This is a genomic window from Pedobacter sp. UYP30 (assembly GCF_040547165.1).
In the GTDB taxonomy this organism is placed as follows: domain Bacteria; phylum Bacteroidota; class Bacteroidia; order Sphingobacteriales; family Sphingobacteriaceae; genus Pedobacter.
The window spans coordinates 26,459-45,121 of record NZ_JBEPPD010000025.1 but is presented as its reverse complement, the minus strand read 5'-3'; the positions used below and the strand labels follow the sequence as shown (position 1 = coordinate 45,121).

General features: G+C 36.5%; 17 protein-coding genes and 1 pseudogene. 8 read left to right on the top strand and 10 right to left on the bottom strand.

All coding sequences use genetic code 11. The features are described 5' to 3' along the window. The 4 genes from ABIB40_RS18700 to uvrA form a co-directional block, all read right to left on the bottom strand. The coding region (locus tag ABIB40_RS18700) for a hypothetical protein (protein ID WP_354361092.1) at positions 1–350 on the bottom strand (350 nt) is incomplete at its 3' end. Between the two features lie 166 nt (positions 351–516). Then, on the bottom strand, positions 517–1,188 hold the full coding sequence (locus ABIB40_RS18695; protein WP_354361090.1) for a hypothetical protein: 672 nt from the start codon (positions 1,186–1,188) through the stop codon (positions 517–519). Positions 1,189–1,416: 228 nt separating this feature from the next. Beyond that, positions 1,417–2,064 carry a LysE family transporter gene (locus tag ABIB40_RS18690; RefSeq protein WP_354361088.1) on the bottom strand — a complete coding sequence of 216 codons (648 nt, stop codon included), beginning with the start codon at positions 2,062–2,064 and terminating at the stop codon, positions 1,417–1,419. Between the two features lie 8 nt (positions 2,065–2,072). Then, the gene (gene uvrA / locus ABIB40_RS18685) at positions 2,073–4,886 is read right to left on the bottom strand and encodes an excinuclease ABC subunit UvrA (protein WP_354361086.1); all 2,814 of its coding nucleotides are present in this window, start codon (positions 4,884–4,886) and stop codon (positions 2,073–2,075) included. Between the two features lie 246 nt (positions 4,887–5,132). On the opposite strand from uvrA, the gene ABIB40_RS18680 reads away from it, so the two are divergent. The 5 genes from ABIB40_RS18680 (at position 5,133) to ABIB40_RS18660 (ending at position 8,580) form a co-directional block, all read left to right on the top strand. After that, the gene (locus ABIB40_RS18680; RefSeq protein ID WP_354361084.1) at positions 5,133–5,717 is read left to right on the top strand and encodes an RNA polymerase sigma factor; all 585 of its coding nucleotides are present in this window, start codon (positions 5,133–5,135) and stop codon (positions 5,715–5,717) included. A 75-nt stretch (positions 5,718–5,792) separates the two neighbouring features. Beyond that, positions 5,793–5,984 carry a hypothetical protein gene (locus ABIB40_RS18675; RefSeq protein WP_354361082.1) on the top strand — a complete coding sequence of 64 codons (192 nt, stop codon included), beginning with the start codon at positions 5,793–5,795 and terminating at the stop codon, positions 5,982–5,984. Positions 5,985–6,277: 293 nt separating this feature from the next. Continuing rightward, positions 6,278–6,958 (top strand): endonuclease III, encoded by a 681-nt coding sequence (gene nth / locus ABIB40_RS18670; RefSeq protein WP_354361080.1) that lies wholly within the window; start codon positions 6,278–6,280, stop codon positions 6,956–6,958. 132 nt (positions 6,959–7,090) lie between these two features. Next, positions 7,091–8,107, top strand: coding sequence for a recombinase RecA (gene recA / locus ABIB40_RS18665; RefSeq protein WP_354361078.1), 1,017 nt, complete (start codon positions 7,091–7,093; stop codon positions 8,105–8,107). A 158-nt stretch (positions 8,108–8,265) separates the two neighbouring features. Further along, positions 8,266–8,580 (top strand): hypothetical protein, encoded by a 315-nt coding sequence (locus tag ABIB40_RS18660; RefSeq protein ID WP_354361076.1) that lies wholly within the window; start codon positions 8,266–8,268, stop codon positions 8,578–8,580. Positions 8,581–8,942: 362 nt separating this feature from the next. Here ABIB40_RS18660 and tsaD read toward each other — a convergent pair whose 3' ends face one another. After that, positions 8,943–9,950 (bottom strand): tRNA (adenosine(37)-N6)-threonylcarbamoyltransferase complex transferase subunit TsaD, encoded by a 1,008-nt coding sequence (gene tsaD / locus ABIB40_RS18655; protein WP_354361074.1) that lies wholly within the window; start codon positions 9,948–9,950, stop codon positions 8,943–8,945. Between the two features lie 79 nt (positions 9,951–10,029). Here tsaD and ABIB40_RS18650 point away from each other — a divergent pair, with 79 nt between their 5' ends. The 3 genes from ABIB40_RS18650 (at position 10,030) to ABIB40_RS18640 (ending at position 16,378) form a co-directional block, all read left to right on the top strand. Next, positions 10,030–14,457: a translocation/assembly module TamB domain-containing protein gene (locus tag ABIB40_RS18650; RefSeq protein ID WP_354361072.1), complete on the top strand. Its 4,428-nt coding sequence runs from the start codon at positions 10,030–10,032 to the stop codon at positions 14,455–14,457. A gap of 191 nt (positions 14,458–14,648) precedes the next feature. After that, on the top strand, positions 14,649–15,710 hold the full coding sequence (locus ABIB40_RS18645; RefSeq protein ID WP_354361070.1) for an SGNH/GDSL hydrolase family protein: 1,062 nt from the start codon (positions 14,649–14,651) through the stop codon (positions 15,708–15,710). A 62-nt stretch (positions 15,711–15,772) separates the two neighbouring features. Then, positions 15,773–16,378: a DNA-3-methyladenine glycosylase gene (locus ABIB40_RS18640; RefSeq protein ID WP_354361068.1), complete on the top strand. Its 606-nt coding sequence runs from the start codon at positions 15,773–15,775 to the stop codon at positions 16,376–16,378. Between the two features lie 12 nt (positions 16,379–16,390). Here the strand turns inward: ABIB40_RS18640 and ABIB40_RS18635 are convergent, their stop codons facing one another. From ABIB40_RS18635 to ABIB40_RS18615, 5 genes and pseudogenes are all read right to left on the bottom strand, one after another. Then, positions 16,391–16,972 carry an O-methyltransferase gene (locus tag ABIB40_RS18635; protein ID WP_354361066.1) on the bottom strand — a complete coding sequence of 194 codons (582 nt, stop codon included), beginning with the start codon at positions 16,970–16,972 and terminating at the stop codon, positions 16,391–16,393. A gap of 28 nt (positions 16,973–17,000) precedes the next feature. Further along, entirely contained in the window at positions 17,001–17,417 is a 417-nt protein-coding gene (locus tag ABIB40_RS18630; RefSeq protein WP_354361064.1) for a type II toxin-antitoxin system VapC family toxin, read from the bottom strand. Further along, positions 17,414–17,659, bottom strand: a complete 246-nt coding sequence (locus ABIB40_RS18625; protein WP_354361062.1) for a DUF6364 family protein — start codon at positions 17,657–17,659, stop codon at positions 17,414–17,416. The genes ABIB40_RS18630 and ABIB40_RS18625 overlap by 4 nt, the downstream gene beginning before the upstream one ends. 92 nt (positions 17,660–17,751) lie before the next feature. Beyond that, entirely contained in the window at positions 17,752–17,973 is a 222-nt protein-coding gene (locus ABIB40_RS18620) for a HigA family addiction module antitoxin (RefSeq protein ID WP_354361060.1), read from the bottom strand. 113 nt (positions 17,974–18,086) lie between these two features. Then, a pseudogene (locus ABIB40_RS18615) lies at positions 18,087–18,602 on the bottom strand (DUF6155 family protein). Positions 18,603–18,663 lie beyond the last annotated feature (61 nt).

Here is an 18,663-nt window from a genome sequence, read left to right as displayed (position 1 = left end):
TTTATGAAGGCTAAAATATTCTCACCCCTAAAAATATTGTTCATATATTCGATTTTGATACTAATATACGTGTTTATTAAGTAAGTAACTCGATTAATATATTCTTCTGCTGGTAACTCAGATAACCCAAGTTTTTCTTTTTCTTTCTGAATCCGAATATTGACTAATTCTCTTTCTATACCTTCAAACTCTTTTTTGTTTTTTAAAACTTTACTTTCAAGTAATTTTAGCGAGGTTTGATGTTCAGAAAATTCAGAATCATATCCGTTTAACGTCTTTTTAATTTTTAAGTTATTTAAAATCAGATATAAACATATTGCAGTAAGAATAATTATTATGGTAATATTCATTTCGTTTTATCCTTGATTTTAGCTATGCCTAAGGTTGATGTATATGAGTTGTGGCGTGTAGCACGAACCTCTCCAAATAAAAACTGGCTTTGGAAAATCCGCAGCATTTTCCAAGAAGGCACGGACTCAGCCATAGCTTATATACGGTGCTGTATACAGTCTTTTATCACTTGTAAATTTTCATAAATTCCTCCATACTTAATTTATAACCTTTCATAAGTTTAAACAACTCTTTTCCAACAACGAACATATTAAATGCGTAATCAACTTTTTTATGGACTGGGAATTCAGTTGTTTCTGCGAGACGTATATACATTATGAAATCTTCGTTATTTTCAACTTTATCATTATTTATAGCAATATGTTCTTTCGAGAAATGAATAAAACCACTTGTGTTCTCATAAAGCATTTTAAATCCAGGATAAAGAATGTCCAGTTTTTTTGACAAGTAATTGTCAGTCATTTTATTTCCTTCTCCGTCTTTTAAATTCCTAATATGCTCTCCGTTTAAAATTCTTTGATAGAAATCAAGTCGGTCAGGAACTAAACTTAATGCAAATAATCTCATACAATTATCGGATTGCAGTCTAATTAAATTAATTGCGGTAATCCAATTATTCGCTTCAGATAGTGTTTTAAAACCTCTATTTAATTCTATTGCTCTGTGAACAATTGAAAAAGTAAAATGACTTGGTTTAGACAACACTTTTTTATCAGTCTCATTTTTGAAAATTTCCAAAGCAACATTATTTAATTCCTTATTTAATTCATCAATAGAATTATAAATAAGGTTTAAATCTTCTTCGTTTACATTTTTGTTAATCGGTTGGAAGTCCATTTCAGTTCTTAGATTGCATACAACTTTTATATATGTTAGGCAATATCGACCCTATACACCCAAATCAGGGCGACTTTGTATAGCAAACGCCACATAAACGTTAACCGTAAATATATAAAAAATGACTAGTGATTTTAAGGTCAAATTTAGAATGCCAATCGTAATATACGTGCTATATTTATCAATAAAAAATCGCTCTTTAGGGTTAATCTAACAAGTTAATTCCCCTCAAAACAAAATCACCGCCTGCTTCACAATCAAATATCCCGCAAGGCAAAAAAGAAAAATAGCAATAGATTTATTGATGATGAGACTGCTGAGCGTAAATTTTTCTTGTATATACGTGGCAAAATGTGCGTAGCAATACAGCGCCAGCGCAGAACCGAAGCCAGAACCTATGCTAAAGATAACGAGCGAAAGGTAATCGGTATTTATCCAGTTATGTAGAATTACATAATTGCCAAAGAATAACCAAAACGGAATTTGAACGGGATTAAGGACGCCCAGAATCATGCCGTACCAAACGCTATTGCTTCCTTTGCCTTCTTCTTTGGTAACAGGTTGCTTTTTTCTATTGACCCAAGTAATGGTGCCCATCGCAGTAAGCAGCACAATCATAAAACAATCTACCAGGGTGCCGAGCCTTACTTGGCTAACAGCAACGTTTGGATTTATATCGCTCATTGCCCATCGCGCAAAGCGCATCATACCAAAAGTAAAACAGACTTCTACGCACGAAAAGGAAAGCACAAAATTCCACACTTGGCGCATGCCCTTGTTAATGGAAATTTGTGCAACAGTAAGGTTAATGTTTCCCGGCGGGATGTAACCCATGGCATTTAAGGCCAAGCCAATGAAAAACGTTAAAAAAAGCATTGCCTAAATTATGATTTTAATTTTAAATGCCCAGCCAAATATTTGCCCGTGTGTGATCCTTTAATTTTCGCTAAATCTTCTGGAACGCCTTCAAAAACCAAGTGTCCGCCGCCATCGCCACCTTCTGGGCCAATGTCTATTACCCAATCGGCGCTCTTTATCATATCCATATTATGCTCTATAACCAAAATGCTGTTTCCTTGTTCTATTAAGGTATTTAAAGCGATAAGCAGTTTTTTAATGTCGTGGAAATGGAGTCCTGTAGTGGGTTCATCAAAAATAAACAAGGTTTTATGTGCGTTATTTCCCTTTATTAAAAACGAAGCTAACTTTATACGCTGTGCTTCGCCACCCGATAAGGTATTGCTAGACTGGCCTAAATGCACATAGCCTAAACCCACATCTACCAACGGCTGCAGCTTGTTTGATATTTTTTGTTCTTTGGCGAAGAAAGCAACAGCGTCTTCTATGGTCATTTCTAAAATATCTGCAACGTTTTTTTCTTTGTAGGTTACGTCTAACACCTGCTGCTTAAACCGTTTTCCGTTGCAAGCTTCGCAGAGCAGATAAATGTCGGCCATAAATTGCATCTCTATTTTTACCTCACCTTCGCCTTGGCAAACCTCGCACCTCCCACCTTCTACGTTAAAAGAAAAGGCCGATGGTTTAAGGCCTGCCGCTTTCGAAGCAGGAAGTGCTGCAAACAGCGCACGCACATCATCCCAAGCTTTTACATAAGTTACCGGGTTAGAGCGGCTGCTACGGCCAATGGGGTTTTGATCCACCAATTCTACCTGACTCACCAACTCTACCGCGCCGCTAATGGCATTGTAAGCGCCTGTTTGTTCGCCAGAATAATTTCCAATAGCTTTTTGCAAAGCAGGATAAAGAATTTTTTTAACCAAACTGGTTTTACCAGAACCAGAAACTCCGGTAACGGCTGTGTAAATGCCAAGAGGGAATTTAACATCTATGTTTTTGAGGTTGTTTTCTCTCGCACCTTCAATAAGAATGTTATCCTTCCATTTTCTACGGTGTTTAGGAATTTCAATTCGTTCCTTTCCAGACAAATACCTTCCCGTAAGGCTATTTTTGTCTTTTAAAATTTCTTTGTAATCGCCACTAAAAACTAAATTGCCACCATGCGTACCAGCTTCTGGACCAATGTCTATAATATGGTCTGCAGCACGCATCATTTCTTCCTCGTGTTCTACCACCAAAACCGTGTTGCCCACGTTGCGCAAACTCAACAGCACTTCTATCAATTTATTGGTATCTCTTGGGTGCAGCCCGATACTGGGTTCATCCAACACATAGATAGAACCAACCAAGCTGCTTCCTAAAGATGTAGCCAAATTTATCCGCTGAGACTCGCCGCCAGAAAGTGTATTCGACAGCCTATTGAGCGTTAAATATCCCAAACCCACGTTATTAAGATACAACAGGCGGCTTTGAATTTCTGCAAGCAATCTTTTTGCGATTTTTGCCTGATTGGCTTCGAGTTTTAAACTATCGAAAAAAACAATTGCTTTGTCGAGTGGCATTAACACTGCATCTACGATAGATTTCCCATCAACCTTAACGTAAGAAGCATCTTTACGCAACCGAGAGCCCTTGCATTCTGGGCAGATGGTTTTGCCTCGATACCTAGAAAGCATTACCCGATACTGAATTTTATAGGTCTGCGCCTCTAAATCTTTAAAAAAAGCATCTAAGCCTTCAAAGTATTTGTTTCCGCTCCAAAGCAAGGCCTGCTCTTTTTCAGTTAATTCGCTGAAAGACCTGTGTATTGGAAAGTCGAATTTACCCGCTACCTTGATAAAATTCTTCTGATAGATTCCCATTTTTTCACCACGCCAGGGCGCAATCGCATTGTCATATATACTTTTGCTTTTATCTGGAACAACAAGATCTCCATCAATACCAATCACATTCCCATAACCTTCGCAACGTTTACACGCGCCGTAAGGGTTGTTAAAAGAGAAAAAGTTTGGAGTGGGTTCCTCAAAAGTAATCCCATCTAATTCAAACCGATCGCTAAAGTGTTTTATAGTTCCGTTTGCGTCTACAAAACAATCGCCTTTGCCTTCAAAAAAAGCAGTTTGCACACTATCTGCCAATCTGTTAAGCGTTTCCTCTTCGTTGTTAACCACCACTCGGTCTACCAAAATCTGGACAGTTTTTTCGTCTGTAAGCTTTTTATCTTTAAAGCTAGCGTCGTCTAAAACGGCTTCTATTTTCAAAACCTCATCAGCAATTAAAACCCTTAAAAAACCTTTTTGCAGCAAAATAGCCAACTCTTCTTTAATCGTACGTTCGTTGTGCGGGTATAATGGACAAAAAATGGTGGCAGCTGTTCCTTCTTCTAAGTCAGCTATAAAATTTACAACCGTTGTTACGGTATCTTTCTTTACTTCTTTACCACTAACGGGCGATAGTGTTTTGCCAATGCGAGAAAAGAGCAGCTTTAAATAGTCGTAAATCTCGGTAGATGTTCCAACTGTAGAACGTGGATTGCTGGTAATAACCTTTTGTTCTATGGCAATGGCAGGTGCTATTCCTTTAATATAATCTACATCTGGCTTGTTCATCCGCCCCATAAATTGCCGGGCATAAGCAGAAAGACTTTCTACATAGCGCCTTTGCCCTTCTGCATACAGTGTATCGAAGGCCAAAGATGATTTACCCGAACCAGACATGCCAGTAATGACCACCAATTTGTTTTTGGGGATGGCCACATCTATGTTCTTTAAATTGTGTACACGGGCACCTTTTATTATAATATTTTTTTGTGGATCTTTCTCGGCTTCGTTTTTGCTCATAGATGTTGTGTAAACTTACGCTCTTCTTGAAATAGAAGAATTAAAGAGTACAAAAATAAGTTACTTGCGCCGCTTTTTTCTTTTTAATATGTTATTTTTTGCTTTTTGAAAAAAAAAACACTTTCTTTGGCAATTAACAGGCTCAAAGCCAAATCATTCAATAAACATAGGAGATACGTTATAGAAATTAAACTTCTACCAAATTAATTTTTAGAAACATACTACATTACTGTCAAGTAAAAACCTATGAATTTACGACCACACAACGAGCAGGAGCTAGTAAGGCTTTATATTACAGGCAATGAACTTGCGCTTGAAGAACTTATAATTAGACACAAAACAAAAATTTTTACCTCCATTTACCTGATGGTTAAAGATCAGTATTTGGCAGAAGATATTTTTCAAGACGCTTTTATTAAGGTAATAAACACCTTAAGATCCGGAAAATACAATGAAGAGGGGAAGTTTTTGCCTTGGGTAATGCGTATTGCGCACAACTTGGTTATAGACTATTTTAGAAAAGAAAAGCGCACACCTGTAATTACAAGTTCAGATAGTGTAGATGTTCTTAATACCCTACATTTTTATGATGAAAATGTAGAAGAGAAAATGCTGAGAGATCAAAGCCATAAAGATTTAAAGGCACTTATTCGCAATTTGCCCGAAGAGCAAAAAGAAGTTTTGCTGATGCGCCATTACGCCGATTTGAGTTTTAAAGACATTGCCTACGTTACAGACGTAAGTATAAACACAGCTCTTGGCCGAATGCGCTATGCGTTGAGCAATCTACGTAAGATGTTAAGTTCGAGAGAAATTAGTTATAAAGGTTAATTTTATTTTTCTTAACTGTAAAATAAAGCATAAAATCAAGCGTTTAAATAGAAAATATAAAACTATTTATTGCTTATGATTAAAACCTCTACAACTAAAAACAGTGTAAATTCTCCTCAAAACCATCCCGACGTTACTCAAGAAGTAAAGTTCGGTGTAGATTTGGATGCCTTTTATGGTCACATCAGTCCTAAATTAGACCTTCTCAAACGAAATCCGTCCGCAGACATAATTCAACGGATTTTAGATTACAGCAAAAGCAAGTAATTTACCACAAGAAACCAAGCCGCGCAAAATGTGCGGCTTTTTTTATGTCCATTATTTTTCCAACGCTAATGAAATTGTGTTGAAATAATTTATTTTAAATCGTTTTTTGGGCGTTTTAACACGCTTTCTCCTATATCTTTTACCCTGCTAAAAAGCAGGACAAAAGGATGCCGGGTCAATCGTTAACGCGCATAACCGTCGATGGGCTACCTTTAAAAAACTCGAACTAGATCACCGATTAATTATTTCTAAAAAACAACCGACACATAAAAGTTTGCTCGTTATATTTGCCTATGCTAAAGAAAGAACGCTATACACTTTTTGTAGATTATTTTTCTGCTCATCAGCCCGAGGCCGAAACCGAGTTACATTACCACAACCCTTACCAATTATTGGTTGCTGTAATTTTATCGGCACAATGTACCGACAAAAGGGTAAACATGGTTACTCCCGCGCTTTTTCAACGTTTTCCAGATGCAAAAGCACTGGCAGCGGTTACATCAGATATAGTTTTCGACTATATTAGGAGCATTAGCTATCCAAACAACAAAGCAAAACACTTGGTAGGCATGGCAAATATGCTCGTAAACACCTTTAATAACGTGGTGCCTAGCAATGTAGACGACCTCCAAAAAATGCCTGGTGTGGGGCGTAAAACAGCTAACGTTATCGCATCTGTAGTGTACAATGCGCCTGCAATGGCTGTAGATACGCACGTTTTTAGAGTATCGAGGCGTTTGGGCCTAACAAATGGAAAAACACCCTTAGCAGTTGAAAAAGATTTAGTTAAAAATTTACCCCAAGACAAAATTTACATTGCACACCATTGGCTTATTTTGCACGGCCGGTACACTTGTTTGGCAAGAAGCCCAAAATGTAACATCTGCCCGATAAGTGCTTTGTGTAAATATTACGCAAAGTTGCAAAAGGCAGAAGCAAATACCGAAAAAACTCCAACCGTTAAAAAAGATTAAAATATTTAAATAAATACTATTGTATTTAGCAAAATAACATTTACATTCGCTAAATATATTAGTACAGATAATTTAGGTTTAGCATATAAATAATAGGTATATTTACGAGATACGTTCCGATAAAAATTAAAGATGAATAGCAATTCAAATCCAGACAAATTAAAAGCCTTACAGTTAACGCTTGATAAATTAGAGAAATCTTACGGCAAAGGCGCTATTATGAAATTGGGCGATAGCCCAATAGAAAGTATAGAATCTATTTCTACAGGTTCCATCAGTTTAGATATCGCCTTAGGGATTGGCGGCATACCAAAAGGTCGTGTAATAGAAATTTACGGACCAGAATCTTCTGGTAAAACTACCTTGGCAACGCATATTATAGCAGAAGCCCAAAAGAGAGGTGGCATTGCAGCCTTTATAGATGCAGAACACGCTTTTGATCAATTTTACGCTAAAAAATTAGGCGTAGACACTGACAATCTACTAATTTCTCAACCAGATAATGGGGAGCAAGCTTTAGAGATTGCCGATAATTTGATTCGCTCTGGAGCAATTGACGTTATTGTAATTGACTCGGTTGCGGCATTAGTACCAAAAAGCGAAATCGAAGGAGAAATGGGCGACAGCAAGATGGGGTTACATGCCCGTTTAATGAGCCAAGCCCTTAGAAAACTAACCGGTACCATTTCTAAAACCGGATGTAGCTGTATTTTCATCAATCAATTGCGTGAAAAAATCGGTGTAATGTTCGGAAATCCAGAGACAACTACAGGCGGTAATGCATTAAAATTTTATGCTTCAGTGCGGTTAGATATACGTAGAATTTCTCAAATCAAAGATTCTGATGAAGTATCGGGAAATAGGGTAAAAGTAAAAGTTGTGAAAAACAAAGTTGCCCCTCCTTTTAGAATTGCCGAATTTGACATTATGTTTGGAGAGGGAATTTCTAAAAATGGCGAAATTGTAGATTTAGGTGTCGACTTTGGAATTGTTAAAAAGGCTGGCTCTTGGTATTCTTATGGAGACACTAAATTAGGGCAAGGAAGAGATGCTGTAAAACAGTTGTTAAATGACAACCCAGAATTAGCTGACGAGCTGGAAAATAAAATTAAAGTGGCTGTTTTGGGCGATAAGCCAAAGACTAAATAGAACCTATTGCAAAAAATACCTAGGCTATCGATTTTTATCGATAGCTTTTTTTGTTTATTTTGCTTGGTAATTAGGATATTTGGCACAGAAATAGGTTTTACAAATCAACCGATAATATGCCTTTCTTTAATTTATAGATCAGATTCTAAATAGTATTAATGGATACCGACGACTTATCAAAAGAAGCATACAACGGCATACTTACAGAGGCAGGAAAATTTAATCGAGATTTGACATTGCAATTTGGCCTATTGGCTTCTAATTGCGAAAATGATGATGATTATTTGAACCAAACAGAAGCTTTAATTACAGAATGGCTAAATGTAGAAGATTTTGAAGACATTATAGATGACATTTTCTTTGGAGAAGAGGTAAACCTAAAATTATTTAGAAATGTACTTAAAAAAATTCTTGGAAACATTTCAAAAATTAGAAAAACGGCAATGGACAAACGCACATTTGAGGATTGGTAAAAATGATTTTAAAAAATTAAATTTCCTAGAAAACAAACTTTGTTTTAGCCAGTCTCTGAGAGGGGCTACTTAATGCTTCCAATTATCTTGAAAAATCCTCAGAAAACATTGCATTAAAATCGTTTGTTTTATATAGGATCATTAACACACCTGCCACAATCAACAAAAACAAAATAATCATGCCAATGCTACCCGCAAATTTGTTCTTATCTTTCCTAATTAGCCAATAAATTAATCCTATTAAGGGTAATCCACATAAGATCCAGAATATTAAAGATGCCGCTGCCATAGAAATACTTTATTTTGCCAATTATACTTCAAAAAACTGTAAGTCGAGTTCGACTGATGTAAAATTTTCTTTTTTAAAATTCCATCCTTGCCATAGGCGACACACTTTGGTCTACGAAGTCTTTCTCCAAAAACTTATAATAACCTGCTATGGCGATCATTCCTGCATTGTCTGTACAGTATTGAAATGGTGGAATAAAGGTTTGCCAACCTAACTTTTCATGGTTTGCTTCTAACGCATTTCTCAATCCAGAATTTGCAGAAACCCCGCCAGCTATGGCAACTTGCTTTATCCCAAACCTTAGCGCCGCTGTCTCTAATTTGTTCATCAAAATTTGTACAATGCTGTACTGAACCGATGCACAGATATCATTAAGGTTTTCTACAACGAAATTTGGATTCGCTGCCACATGTTTTCTCAAGAGGTATAAAATAGATGTTTTAAAGCCACTAAAGCTAAAATTAAGATCAGCAATTTGAGGTTTCGCAAATTGGAAAGCCTGCGAATTTCCAACTTTTGCATGTTTGTCTATCAGCGGGCCGCCGGGGTAGGGCAAGTTTAAAAGCTTCGCAGTTTTGTCAAATGCTTCACCTGCGGCATCGTCTAAAGTCTCGCCCACAATTTCCATATTAAAATAATCTTTTATCAGCACAATTTGTGTGTGACCTCCAGAAACAGTTAAACACAAAAACGGAAACTCGGGCGGATTTTTATCGCCAGGAATAAAATGTGCTAGAATATGGGCGTGCATGTGGTTTACAGAAACTAATGGGATGTTTAGCGCCAATGCAAAGGATTTGGCAAAAGAAACCCCAACCAAAAGAGACCCTAACAACCCTGGGCCACGGGTAAATGCAACCGCATCTATCTCCTTTTTGCTAACTCCCGCTTGTTGAAGCGCTTGATGGATTGCCGGAACAATATTTTTTTGATGTACCCTAGAAGCGAGCTCGGGAACTACACCACCATAATTTTGATGAATTGTTTGGTTTGCAATAACATTGGATGTAATTTTACCGTTGTTACAAATAGCGACCGATGTATCGTCGCAAGAAGATTCAATAGCGAGTATAATTGACAAGATATAATATTTAAGCTGCAAAATTATTAAAAAACTATTTAAAATACTCATTTGGGTAATTGCATCGATAATATTATTGGTGACACTTATTATTTTTGTTTTGCAGTTTAAACCTGTACAAACTTATGTTGCCCAAAAAGCGGCTAGTTATCTTTCGAAAGAACTTAACACGACAGTAGCAATAAAAAGCCTATACATAAAGCCCTTTAAATCTATTGTTTTAGAAGATTTGTTGGTGTTAGACTTACAGAAAGATACGCTACTAAGTGCCCCAAAATTTCTGGTAGATATAGGTAACTTTTCTATTAAAAATAAAGTTGTAAAAATTAATACCGTTCAGCTAAACAGCGCACATCTTTTTTTAAAGGAATATAAAGACGCCACAACCAACTTAGATTTTATCATCAATTATTTTGATACAGGCCAGGCGACACCAGTTAAACAAGACAGCACCAAAAAGCCGTTCGATTTAACTTTTGGTAAGCTCATTTTAAATAACGTTGCCTTTAAATATAAAAATTATACCGCTAAAGATACCGCGCAGGGTAAAAGCATAAACTTTGATAACGCGGCCTTGCGAAATTTAAGCGGCATTATTGAGGGGATAGATTTTAAAAACCACTTATTTAAAGCAGACATTAAGAATCTTACCTTCAGGGAAAGAAGTGGCTTTTATCTTAAAAATCTTACCGCCCAAACCACGGTAGACAGCAATGCCATAGAGCTGAAAAACATGTTACTGGTAACTGATAGAAGCAGGCTATCTAACTATTACCAAATGCGTTTTAAAAGTTACAGAGACTTTAACGACTATGTGAATAAGGTTAGGATGAAGGCTATTTTTAAAAATAGCCACCTCAGCAGCCGAGATGTTGCCTATTTTGCGCCAGAGCTTGAAACTATGAAGTTGGATGTGGATGTTGATGGACAGATAACGGGCTTGGTAAATAATTTGCGAGCAAAAAAGTTGATGGTTAAAGCGGGAAAAGCCACCTACATAAGAGGGGATTTTAGCTTAAGGGGACTGCCCCACTTGCAGAGCACTTTTATGGATTTAGACATAGATTTGGCAGGCACAAATAAAAAAGATCTTGATGAAATTTTAGGGGGCATTACCGGAAATAAAGCAAACATTACCCCCGCCATTGTAGAAAAATTTGGCAATGTTAATTTCAACGGTTCATTTACCGGCTTCCAAAACAATTTTATTGCCTATGGCGAATTTAAAACAAAACTGGGGCGGGTGGTTTCTGATGTAAATATGAAGATTGATAAGCAAAACATTCCCTCCTATTCTGGCAACGTGAAGACTTACGATTTTGATATAGGGAATTTAATTGACGAAAAATCGCTGGGCAAAATTAGTTCATCTTTATATGTACAGGGGCGTGGAACCGAAGTTAAAACACTTAACGAAAAGTTACGCGGCCAAGTTGCTTATTTAGATTTTAATGGTTATCGTTACCACAATATTAAGGTCGATGGGAATTTTGACAAGAAATTCTTTAAGGGCAAACTGAGCATAAACGATGCGAACGTTAAGCTTAATTTTGATGGCGGGGTTAACTTAAACCCAAAACTACCTATCTTTAACTTCAACGCAAATATACAAAATGCCAATTTGCGTAAATTAAAGTTGCTAAAAGACTCCATATCCATAAGCGCAAAATTTAACACTAATTTTTCTGGAACAAATCTTAACAACATAGAAGGTAGGTTGTTGGTGCAAAACATTACCATGAGAAATCCTAAAGGCATTTATGCCGTGGATTCTGTACGGTTGGTAGCAGAAGGTGTTGGCCGCGAAAGAAATTTGGCCATCAACTCTGATATATTAGATGCAAGTCTTACTGGCCAATATGATTTGAACTCCATCGGATCCTATTATAAAGCCATTGCAAAAACCTATATTCCTTCACTTAATACCAAAGTATTTAAGTACAATGATCAGTTGTTTACGTTTAGTCTAAAAATAAAAAACTTCGAACCTTTGGCGCAGATTATTGCTCCGGGTCTTGTTTTGGATCAAGGCGCCTCCTTTTTAGGAGATTTCGATTCTAAAAACAATAAGGCCTCACTAGCAGGCTCAATCAAAAGCTTAAATTATAAAGGTATTCTGGTAGATAATATCATTCTGGATGAAAATACTTCTGCAGAGCAATTGCAAGTAATCTTAACCTCTGATAAAGTGCAGATAAATGATAGCCTTTATTATAAAGATGTAAACATTAGCAATATTTTGAGGAATGATAGCCTGGCATTCAACGTAAAGATGTCTAATGCAGATGAGGCAAATCAGCTGGATTTAAACGGCTTAGTAGAGTTTACCAAAAACATAGATACCACTGCAAGGCTAAGTCTATTGCCATCTATTGTTAAAATAAACAATGAAGAATGGCGAATTGAAGAAAAAGTTAGAATTGTGCTCAACAACGGCAAAACAGAAGTTTCTAATTTCGATTTAACCAATGGAACACAAACGATTACCGCAAATGGATTCATATCAGACAATGAAGAAGATGCGTTAAAAATTGGTTTTGAAAACTTTAATTTGAGCACCTTAAACCCGTTTACAAAAGGCTTTGGGGCAATTCTTAGTGGCAATGTAAATGGAACGACCAAACTATTTGGCATTTTAAATAAGCCCAAAATAGACGACAACGTTAAAATAGATTCTCTAAGTTTTAACAACATCTATTTGGGTACGCTAACAGATACTTCTTCTTACAATCAGAATACCAATAAAATAAACGTTTACACCAAAATTATAAGCAACGATAAAGAAAACCTAAAACTCACCGGCGATTTAGACTTAAAAGATGAAACAATAAATCTGGCAGTCAAAATGCGAGACAGCAAACTAACTATTTTAGAGCCGTTTGTAAAAGAATTAGTTTCGAACCTTAGCGGCAACATTTCTTCTGATCTAACGGTAACTGGCAACTTGAGCAGTCCAGATATTAACGGTAGCGTTTCTTTAGATAAAAGTAAACTTACGGTTAACTATTTAAAAACTACGTACATCATTACCGACGAAGTTGAGGTAAATAACAGTAGCATAACACTAAACGATTTTAAACTTGAGGACGTTGAGGGACATGAGGGCATTGCCAATGGAACAGTAGATTTAAAAAACATTAACGATCCCACCATAAACGTTACGCTAAATGCTACCGATTTTATGGCGCTAAACACAACTTCTAAAGACAACTCGGTGTATTACGGCCGTGCCTACGGAACAGGCGAGTTTAAATTTAACGGGCCTACTTCTAAAATGAAGATTGTTATTAAAGCAAAGACAGAAAAAGGCACTGTATTTAATTTGCCCTTAAATAGTTCGGAGACCGTATCTAACAACGATTTTATCAACTTTGTAAGCAGCGATACCAGCAAGATAGTTAAAAAGAAAACCAATTTTGATGGCCTTACTTTAGTCTTTAAATTAAACATCGACCCAAATACAACGGCAAATATTTACACCGATCTTGGAAATTTAAGTGGTAAGGGAAATGCCGATTTAAACCTAAACATAAACAGTTTGGGCGATTTTGAAATGAGTGGCGATTACATTATCGAAAGTGGAAGTTTTGATTTTACGGCTCAAGAGGTCATCAACAAAAAATTCGACATTAGACAGGGCGGCACCATTCGTTGGACTGGAAATCCAAGTGCTGCTCAGATTAATTTAAAGGCCATTTATGCCGTAAGGGCAGATTTAAGCGAGCTCTATCGTGCGGCAAATAGAGACATTAGTGCCGAGGCCAACCAACGTGTAGATACAGAGGTAGAAATGGGCCTAACTGGTCTTCTACTCCAACCAACAATAAAGCTAGATATTAATTTCCCATCTCAACCTTCGGTTAAAGAAAGGCTGCAAACTTATTTAAGCGATGTGAATAATGTAAATCTTCAGGCATTTAGCCTAATTATTCGTAGAAGTTTTGCGCCTGGAAATGGTGGGGAATCTTTTGGAAATCAAATTGGTTCAACCGTTTCTAAAACAGCAACAGAACTGGTATTTAACCAGTTTAACAATGTATTGTCGTCATTAAACCTAAATTTTGTAGATTTAAACGTAAGGTCTTTGAGTGAGGCAAATGCGTCTTTTAAATTATTTAGCAACAGACTGGTTATTAATGCAGGTATTGTAGATAGGAATAGTGTAAATGATCTGTCGTTAATAGATTTTTCTAAAAATAACGTGGGCAGCGAAGTTGAAGCACTTTTCTTAATTAAAAAAGATGGTAGTTTAATTGGTAAGTTAGCAAATAAGCCACCAACACAGCAGAGCATTTTCTTAAACAGCGGCATCAATCCAAATGCAAATGTAACCTCATTTGGCCTTGTTTACGCGCAACAGTTTGATACATTTAAAGAATTTATCCAAAAAATATCTGGCGCGTATCGTAGAAATCTAAAGCGTAAGCAAGCAGAAAAGCCAAACATAACCAAGAAGGCATTGGATAGGAAAATCATCGAGGCCGGAAAAAATCAACCGCGCAGGTAAGTTTTAAACAGAAGAGCAGTTTTTTGAAAATAAGGTCTGAAAACAAATATTGATTTTTATAAACGTAAAAAAGATTTAGATTTACCGTTATAAGCCGTTGCAAAATACCGTCGACCAGCACTATATTTTGCTGTCGAATTTTAAGCCTCTATAAATAGTATTTAACCTATATCATCAAAATTAATTCATCAATGAAAAGCACCGTAAAAACCTTTCTTTTTTTATTTCTAATTTCTTTCTCGGCTGTTGCCGGAACAAAAATTAAGTTTTTTAAAGCTAACAACTCTAGTATACAATATGTTGGACGGATTGATTTTTCTAACAAAGCGATGCCAAAGTTTTGGGCACCGGGAGTTTATCTGCAAGCAACTTTTGAAGGGAAAAAGTGTGAGGTTTTAATAAATGATGAGGTAAAGGACCCAAAACTCCATAACTACATTACTATTGTGGTAGATGGTGGCATTCCTAAAAGGATCCAATTAAAGGATAAACAAAATACAGTTTTAGTTGGCGACAATTTCTCGGCTGGTAAACATACCGTGTTAATTTGTAAAGCTACAGAGGCAAGTATTGGCTATTTAGAATTTGTTGGTATTAAGTGCAATAAGCTTTTAAAACCAGTACCACTTCCACAACGTACCATAGAATTTATTGGAGATTCTATAACCTGTGGTTTTGGTGCCGATTTAACAATTCCGTGTGGCACTAACGAGTGGTACGACGAACATAATGCGTATTTGGCTTACGGTCCAACAACAGCCAGGGCATTAAATGCACAGTGGCACCTAACCGCGGTTTCGGGCATTGGACTTATACATAGCTACGGTGGTGCACCATTATTAATGCCGGCAACATTCGATAAAATAAGTTTACAGGAAGATTCTATCAAATATAATTTTAACTGTTACCAGCCAGATGTGGTTTCTATTTGTCTTGGCCAAAACGATGGCATCCAAGACTCGGTAGCGTTTACTTCTGCTTATGTAAAGTTTATCAATCGCTTGCGCACCATCTATCCTAAATCAACTATTTTGTGTTTAACTAGCCCAATGGCAGATAGAAAGTTAAATATAGTTCTACAAAAATATATTGCTGCTGTAGTTGCAAAAGCGCTCGAAAAAAATAATAATGTGTACAAGTATTTCTTTTCGAAGCAATTCTCGGGCGGCTGTGGCGGTCACCCAGATTTAGCGGAGCATAAAGTGATGGCTTCTGAGGTTACAAATTATATTAAACAAATAAAAAATTGGTAAAACCTTTCGACTTTACTGATTAAGCCAATTCCTCCATAACATTAATTGGGTATTATTTCTACATGAAATTAAACGATACTTTTTATAAGCGAGACGACACCGTAGAAATGGCAAAGGAACTTATTGGGAAGTTTGTGTACACCAATATCGACGGCGAAATAACCGGTGGAATGATTGTAGAAACCGAAGCCTATTTGGGCGCCACCGATAGCGGCTGCCACTCATTTAACAATAAAAAAACACCCAAAAATGCTACCATGTTTAATAATGGCGGCGTTGCCTACATGTACATTTGCTATGGCATACATGATATGCTAAACATAGTTGCCGGCGCAGAAGGAACCGCCGAAGCAATATTAATAAGAGCAATTGAACCGACCGAGGGCATAGACCTAATGCAAATACGAAGAGGAAATGTTCTCTTAAACCGCTTGGCAAAAGGACCTGGGTCTTTGGCGAAAGCGTTAGGCTTAAATAAAACTTTCGATAATATTTCGCTTTTGGGCGATGTTCTTTGGATAGAAGATGAGGCAATAAAAATTGTAGAAAGCGATATTGTTGCAAGTCCACGCATTGGCTTGGGCTGCCCCGAACCTTATTTTTCTATACCTTGGCGATTCTTTTTAAAAGGGAATAAGTTTGTTAGTGGAAAGACGAACTATATTTGAAATTTCTCGTTTCTAAGCTCTTTTTGTAGCAATTATAATCCCTGTCGACCAGTTCATTTTTGTAAGGCTTAAATCTTTTCTGTTCTCCAAATAGTCAACTAAACCATCTACATTTTCCTGATGTCCAAGTGGCCAGTTCGGCTGAGCTTGCATATCATCGATGACGTAAAATCCACCAACCCTGATTAACGCTAAAATTTCGTCTAACTCGCTGTATTTTCCAGGCCAGGCATCTGCAAAAACTAAATCGAAAAGTTCGCCTTCGTAATTTTTGATCCAATCACTTCCATCGGCGCAAATTAGTTGTACACGTTTGTCTTCGCCAAAAAACTCCTTGGCAATAGCCGTTAAATTTTTGTCGTTATCTACACTCGTTAATTTTGAGTTCTCATCCATTCCATCAATCATCCACGATAAAGACAAGCCGATTCCGGTGCCAAGTTCTAAAAGGTTGCTATTAGGTTTAGAGGTAATCAAAGTTTTTAAAAGTGTGCCTATGTACAAGTCAGAAGGCATGGTAAAGCCAATTTCTTTAGCCTTTTTTTCAATTTTCGTGTGGACTTTCGGTTTGTCGGTTATGTTAGTATCGTTCATGTTAGAATGTTCGTTTTTACGAAGTGGTTCAAATCTCCTGTGCTAAAAATTCTTTGGCAGTTAAAACGGGGAGTTTTGAACTTTTAAAATCTTTTTTATTGCGCGTAATGATTATATCTATTTTGTTCTCGATAGCCGAATAATACTGTAATCCATCTTCTAAATCAAAAAAATCATCGTCGCTAAGGGCTAACTCAGTAATTTTATCGTCAAGAGCAAGAATTTCCACCAGCACCTTAAACTTTCTTAAAATCCCCCTAGTTTCTTTGGCCGATTTCAGTTTAGTTATAATGTAATTAGTGTTGGCAAACGTTAGGGCAGAAATCGTTAAAGCAATTTTCTTTTTGTCGCCATGAGAAAACAAATCAGCTGCGTCTTTATAAAAGGGCTCTCTTTTTGCAAGCAGATCAATAACAATATTATTATCAATCAATATTCTCCTCATTTGTATTTTTCGATTAAATAGTCAGTATATGCGTCTTTGAAATCAAAATCTTGATTGAGCTTGATTACGCCACTTAAACTTTTTACTAATGGTGTAATTTCTGTTTCAGTTTCTTTTTTCTTAGTTAGCGAAGCTAAATACGATTCGATTAGTTTAGATAAACTTATACTATTTGATTTTGCATATTCTTTGGCAACTTCAATAATTGATTCGTTAAGACTTAGTGTGAGTTTTTTATCCATTTCTTTTAATCTACGTACAATTTTAAGTATTTGTTACGTAATATACAAAAAAATAATTCAGAGTTTGATTTTTTTTTCCGTTAAGCTTAAACTTATGGAAACGACTTGCTATCATTCAGTTCCTTTTGATTTCTTTCTTCCTCAAGATCAAAATCATCTTGTAAGCCCAACCAAAATTTTGCGCTTGTTCCGAAAAACTTAGAAAAACGTATTGCCGTATCAGCGGTAATTCTTCTATTTCCCCTAACAATCTTAGAGATACATGTTTGTGGAATAAAAGTTTCCTTTGCCAAAAGATAAGCAGAAATTTCCATCGGAAGCAGAATTCGTCATTTAGAATTTCACCTGGATGGATATTTTTTAACTTTTCCATTGCTTTTATTAATGATAGTCGCTGCTGTTGTGAAGTTACACATTTTAAGGCATGTTATTCTAAACTAAAAAAAGAAGAGTAAACATGGCTTAAATAGTAGTGGAAGCTCCAACCTATGTTACGGGTGTCGTGAACAATCTCCTCCGCTCGATCTTTAAATTCCATAAGCAAATTTTCTTTTCTCATCAGTTTCAAAGCAGCGCCATAAGTCGCCTCTAGGACAGAATAGAAGCTTTCGCTAATGTCGCCATATTCGTTGGTAAATTTCACACCTGTTTCCACATAAAAAAGCATCAAATCAACAATAAGTATTGAGGAGGGACCTAGCTTCTTAAAATCGCTAATGGCCTTTTTACCGTCGCTAAGTTTAAAATCATAGCCCCGTTTGGGATAGAAAGCCTCAAACACCTTACTGCGGTATTTCTAAAAGAGTGCTGCCTCATTTGGGTTTACGTAAAAATCGAGGTATTCCTTTACCGACTTGTTATTTTTATATAACTCAGAAATTAGGCTTATCAATTTTTCTTTACCTAGTTTTTTAAGCTCTTTCTTTATGTCTGTTAATCCCATGGATTAGTTTTCTTACTGAATCACTCTAGCGTTAATTTAGGTTTTCATCGTAGTTGCTTGT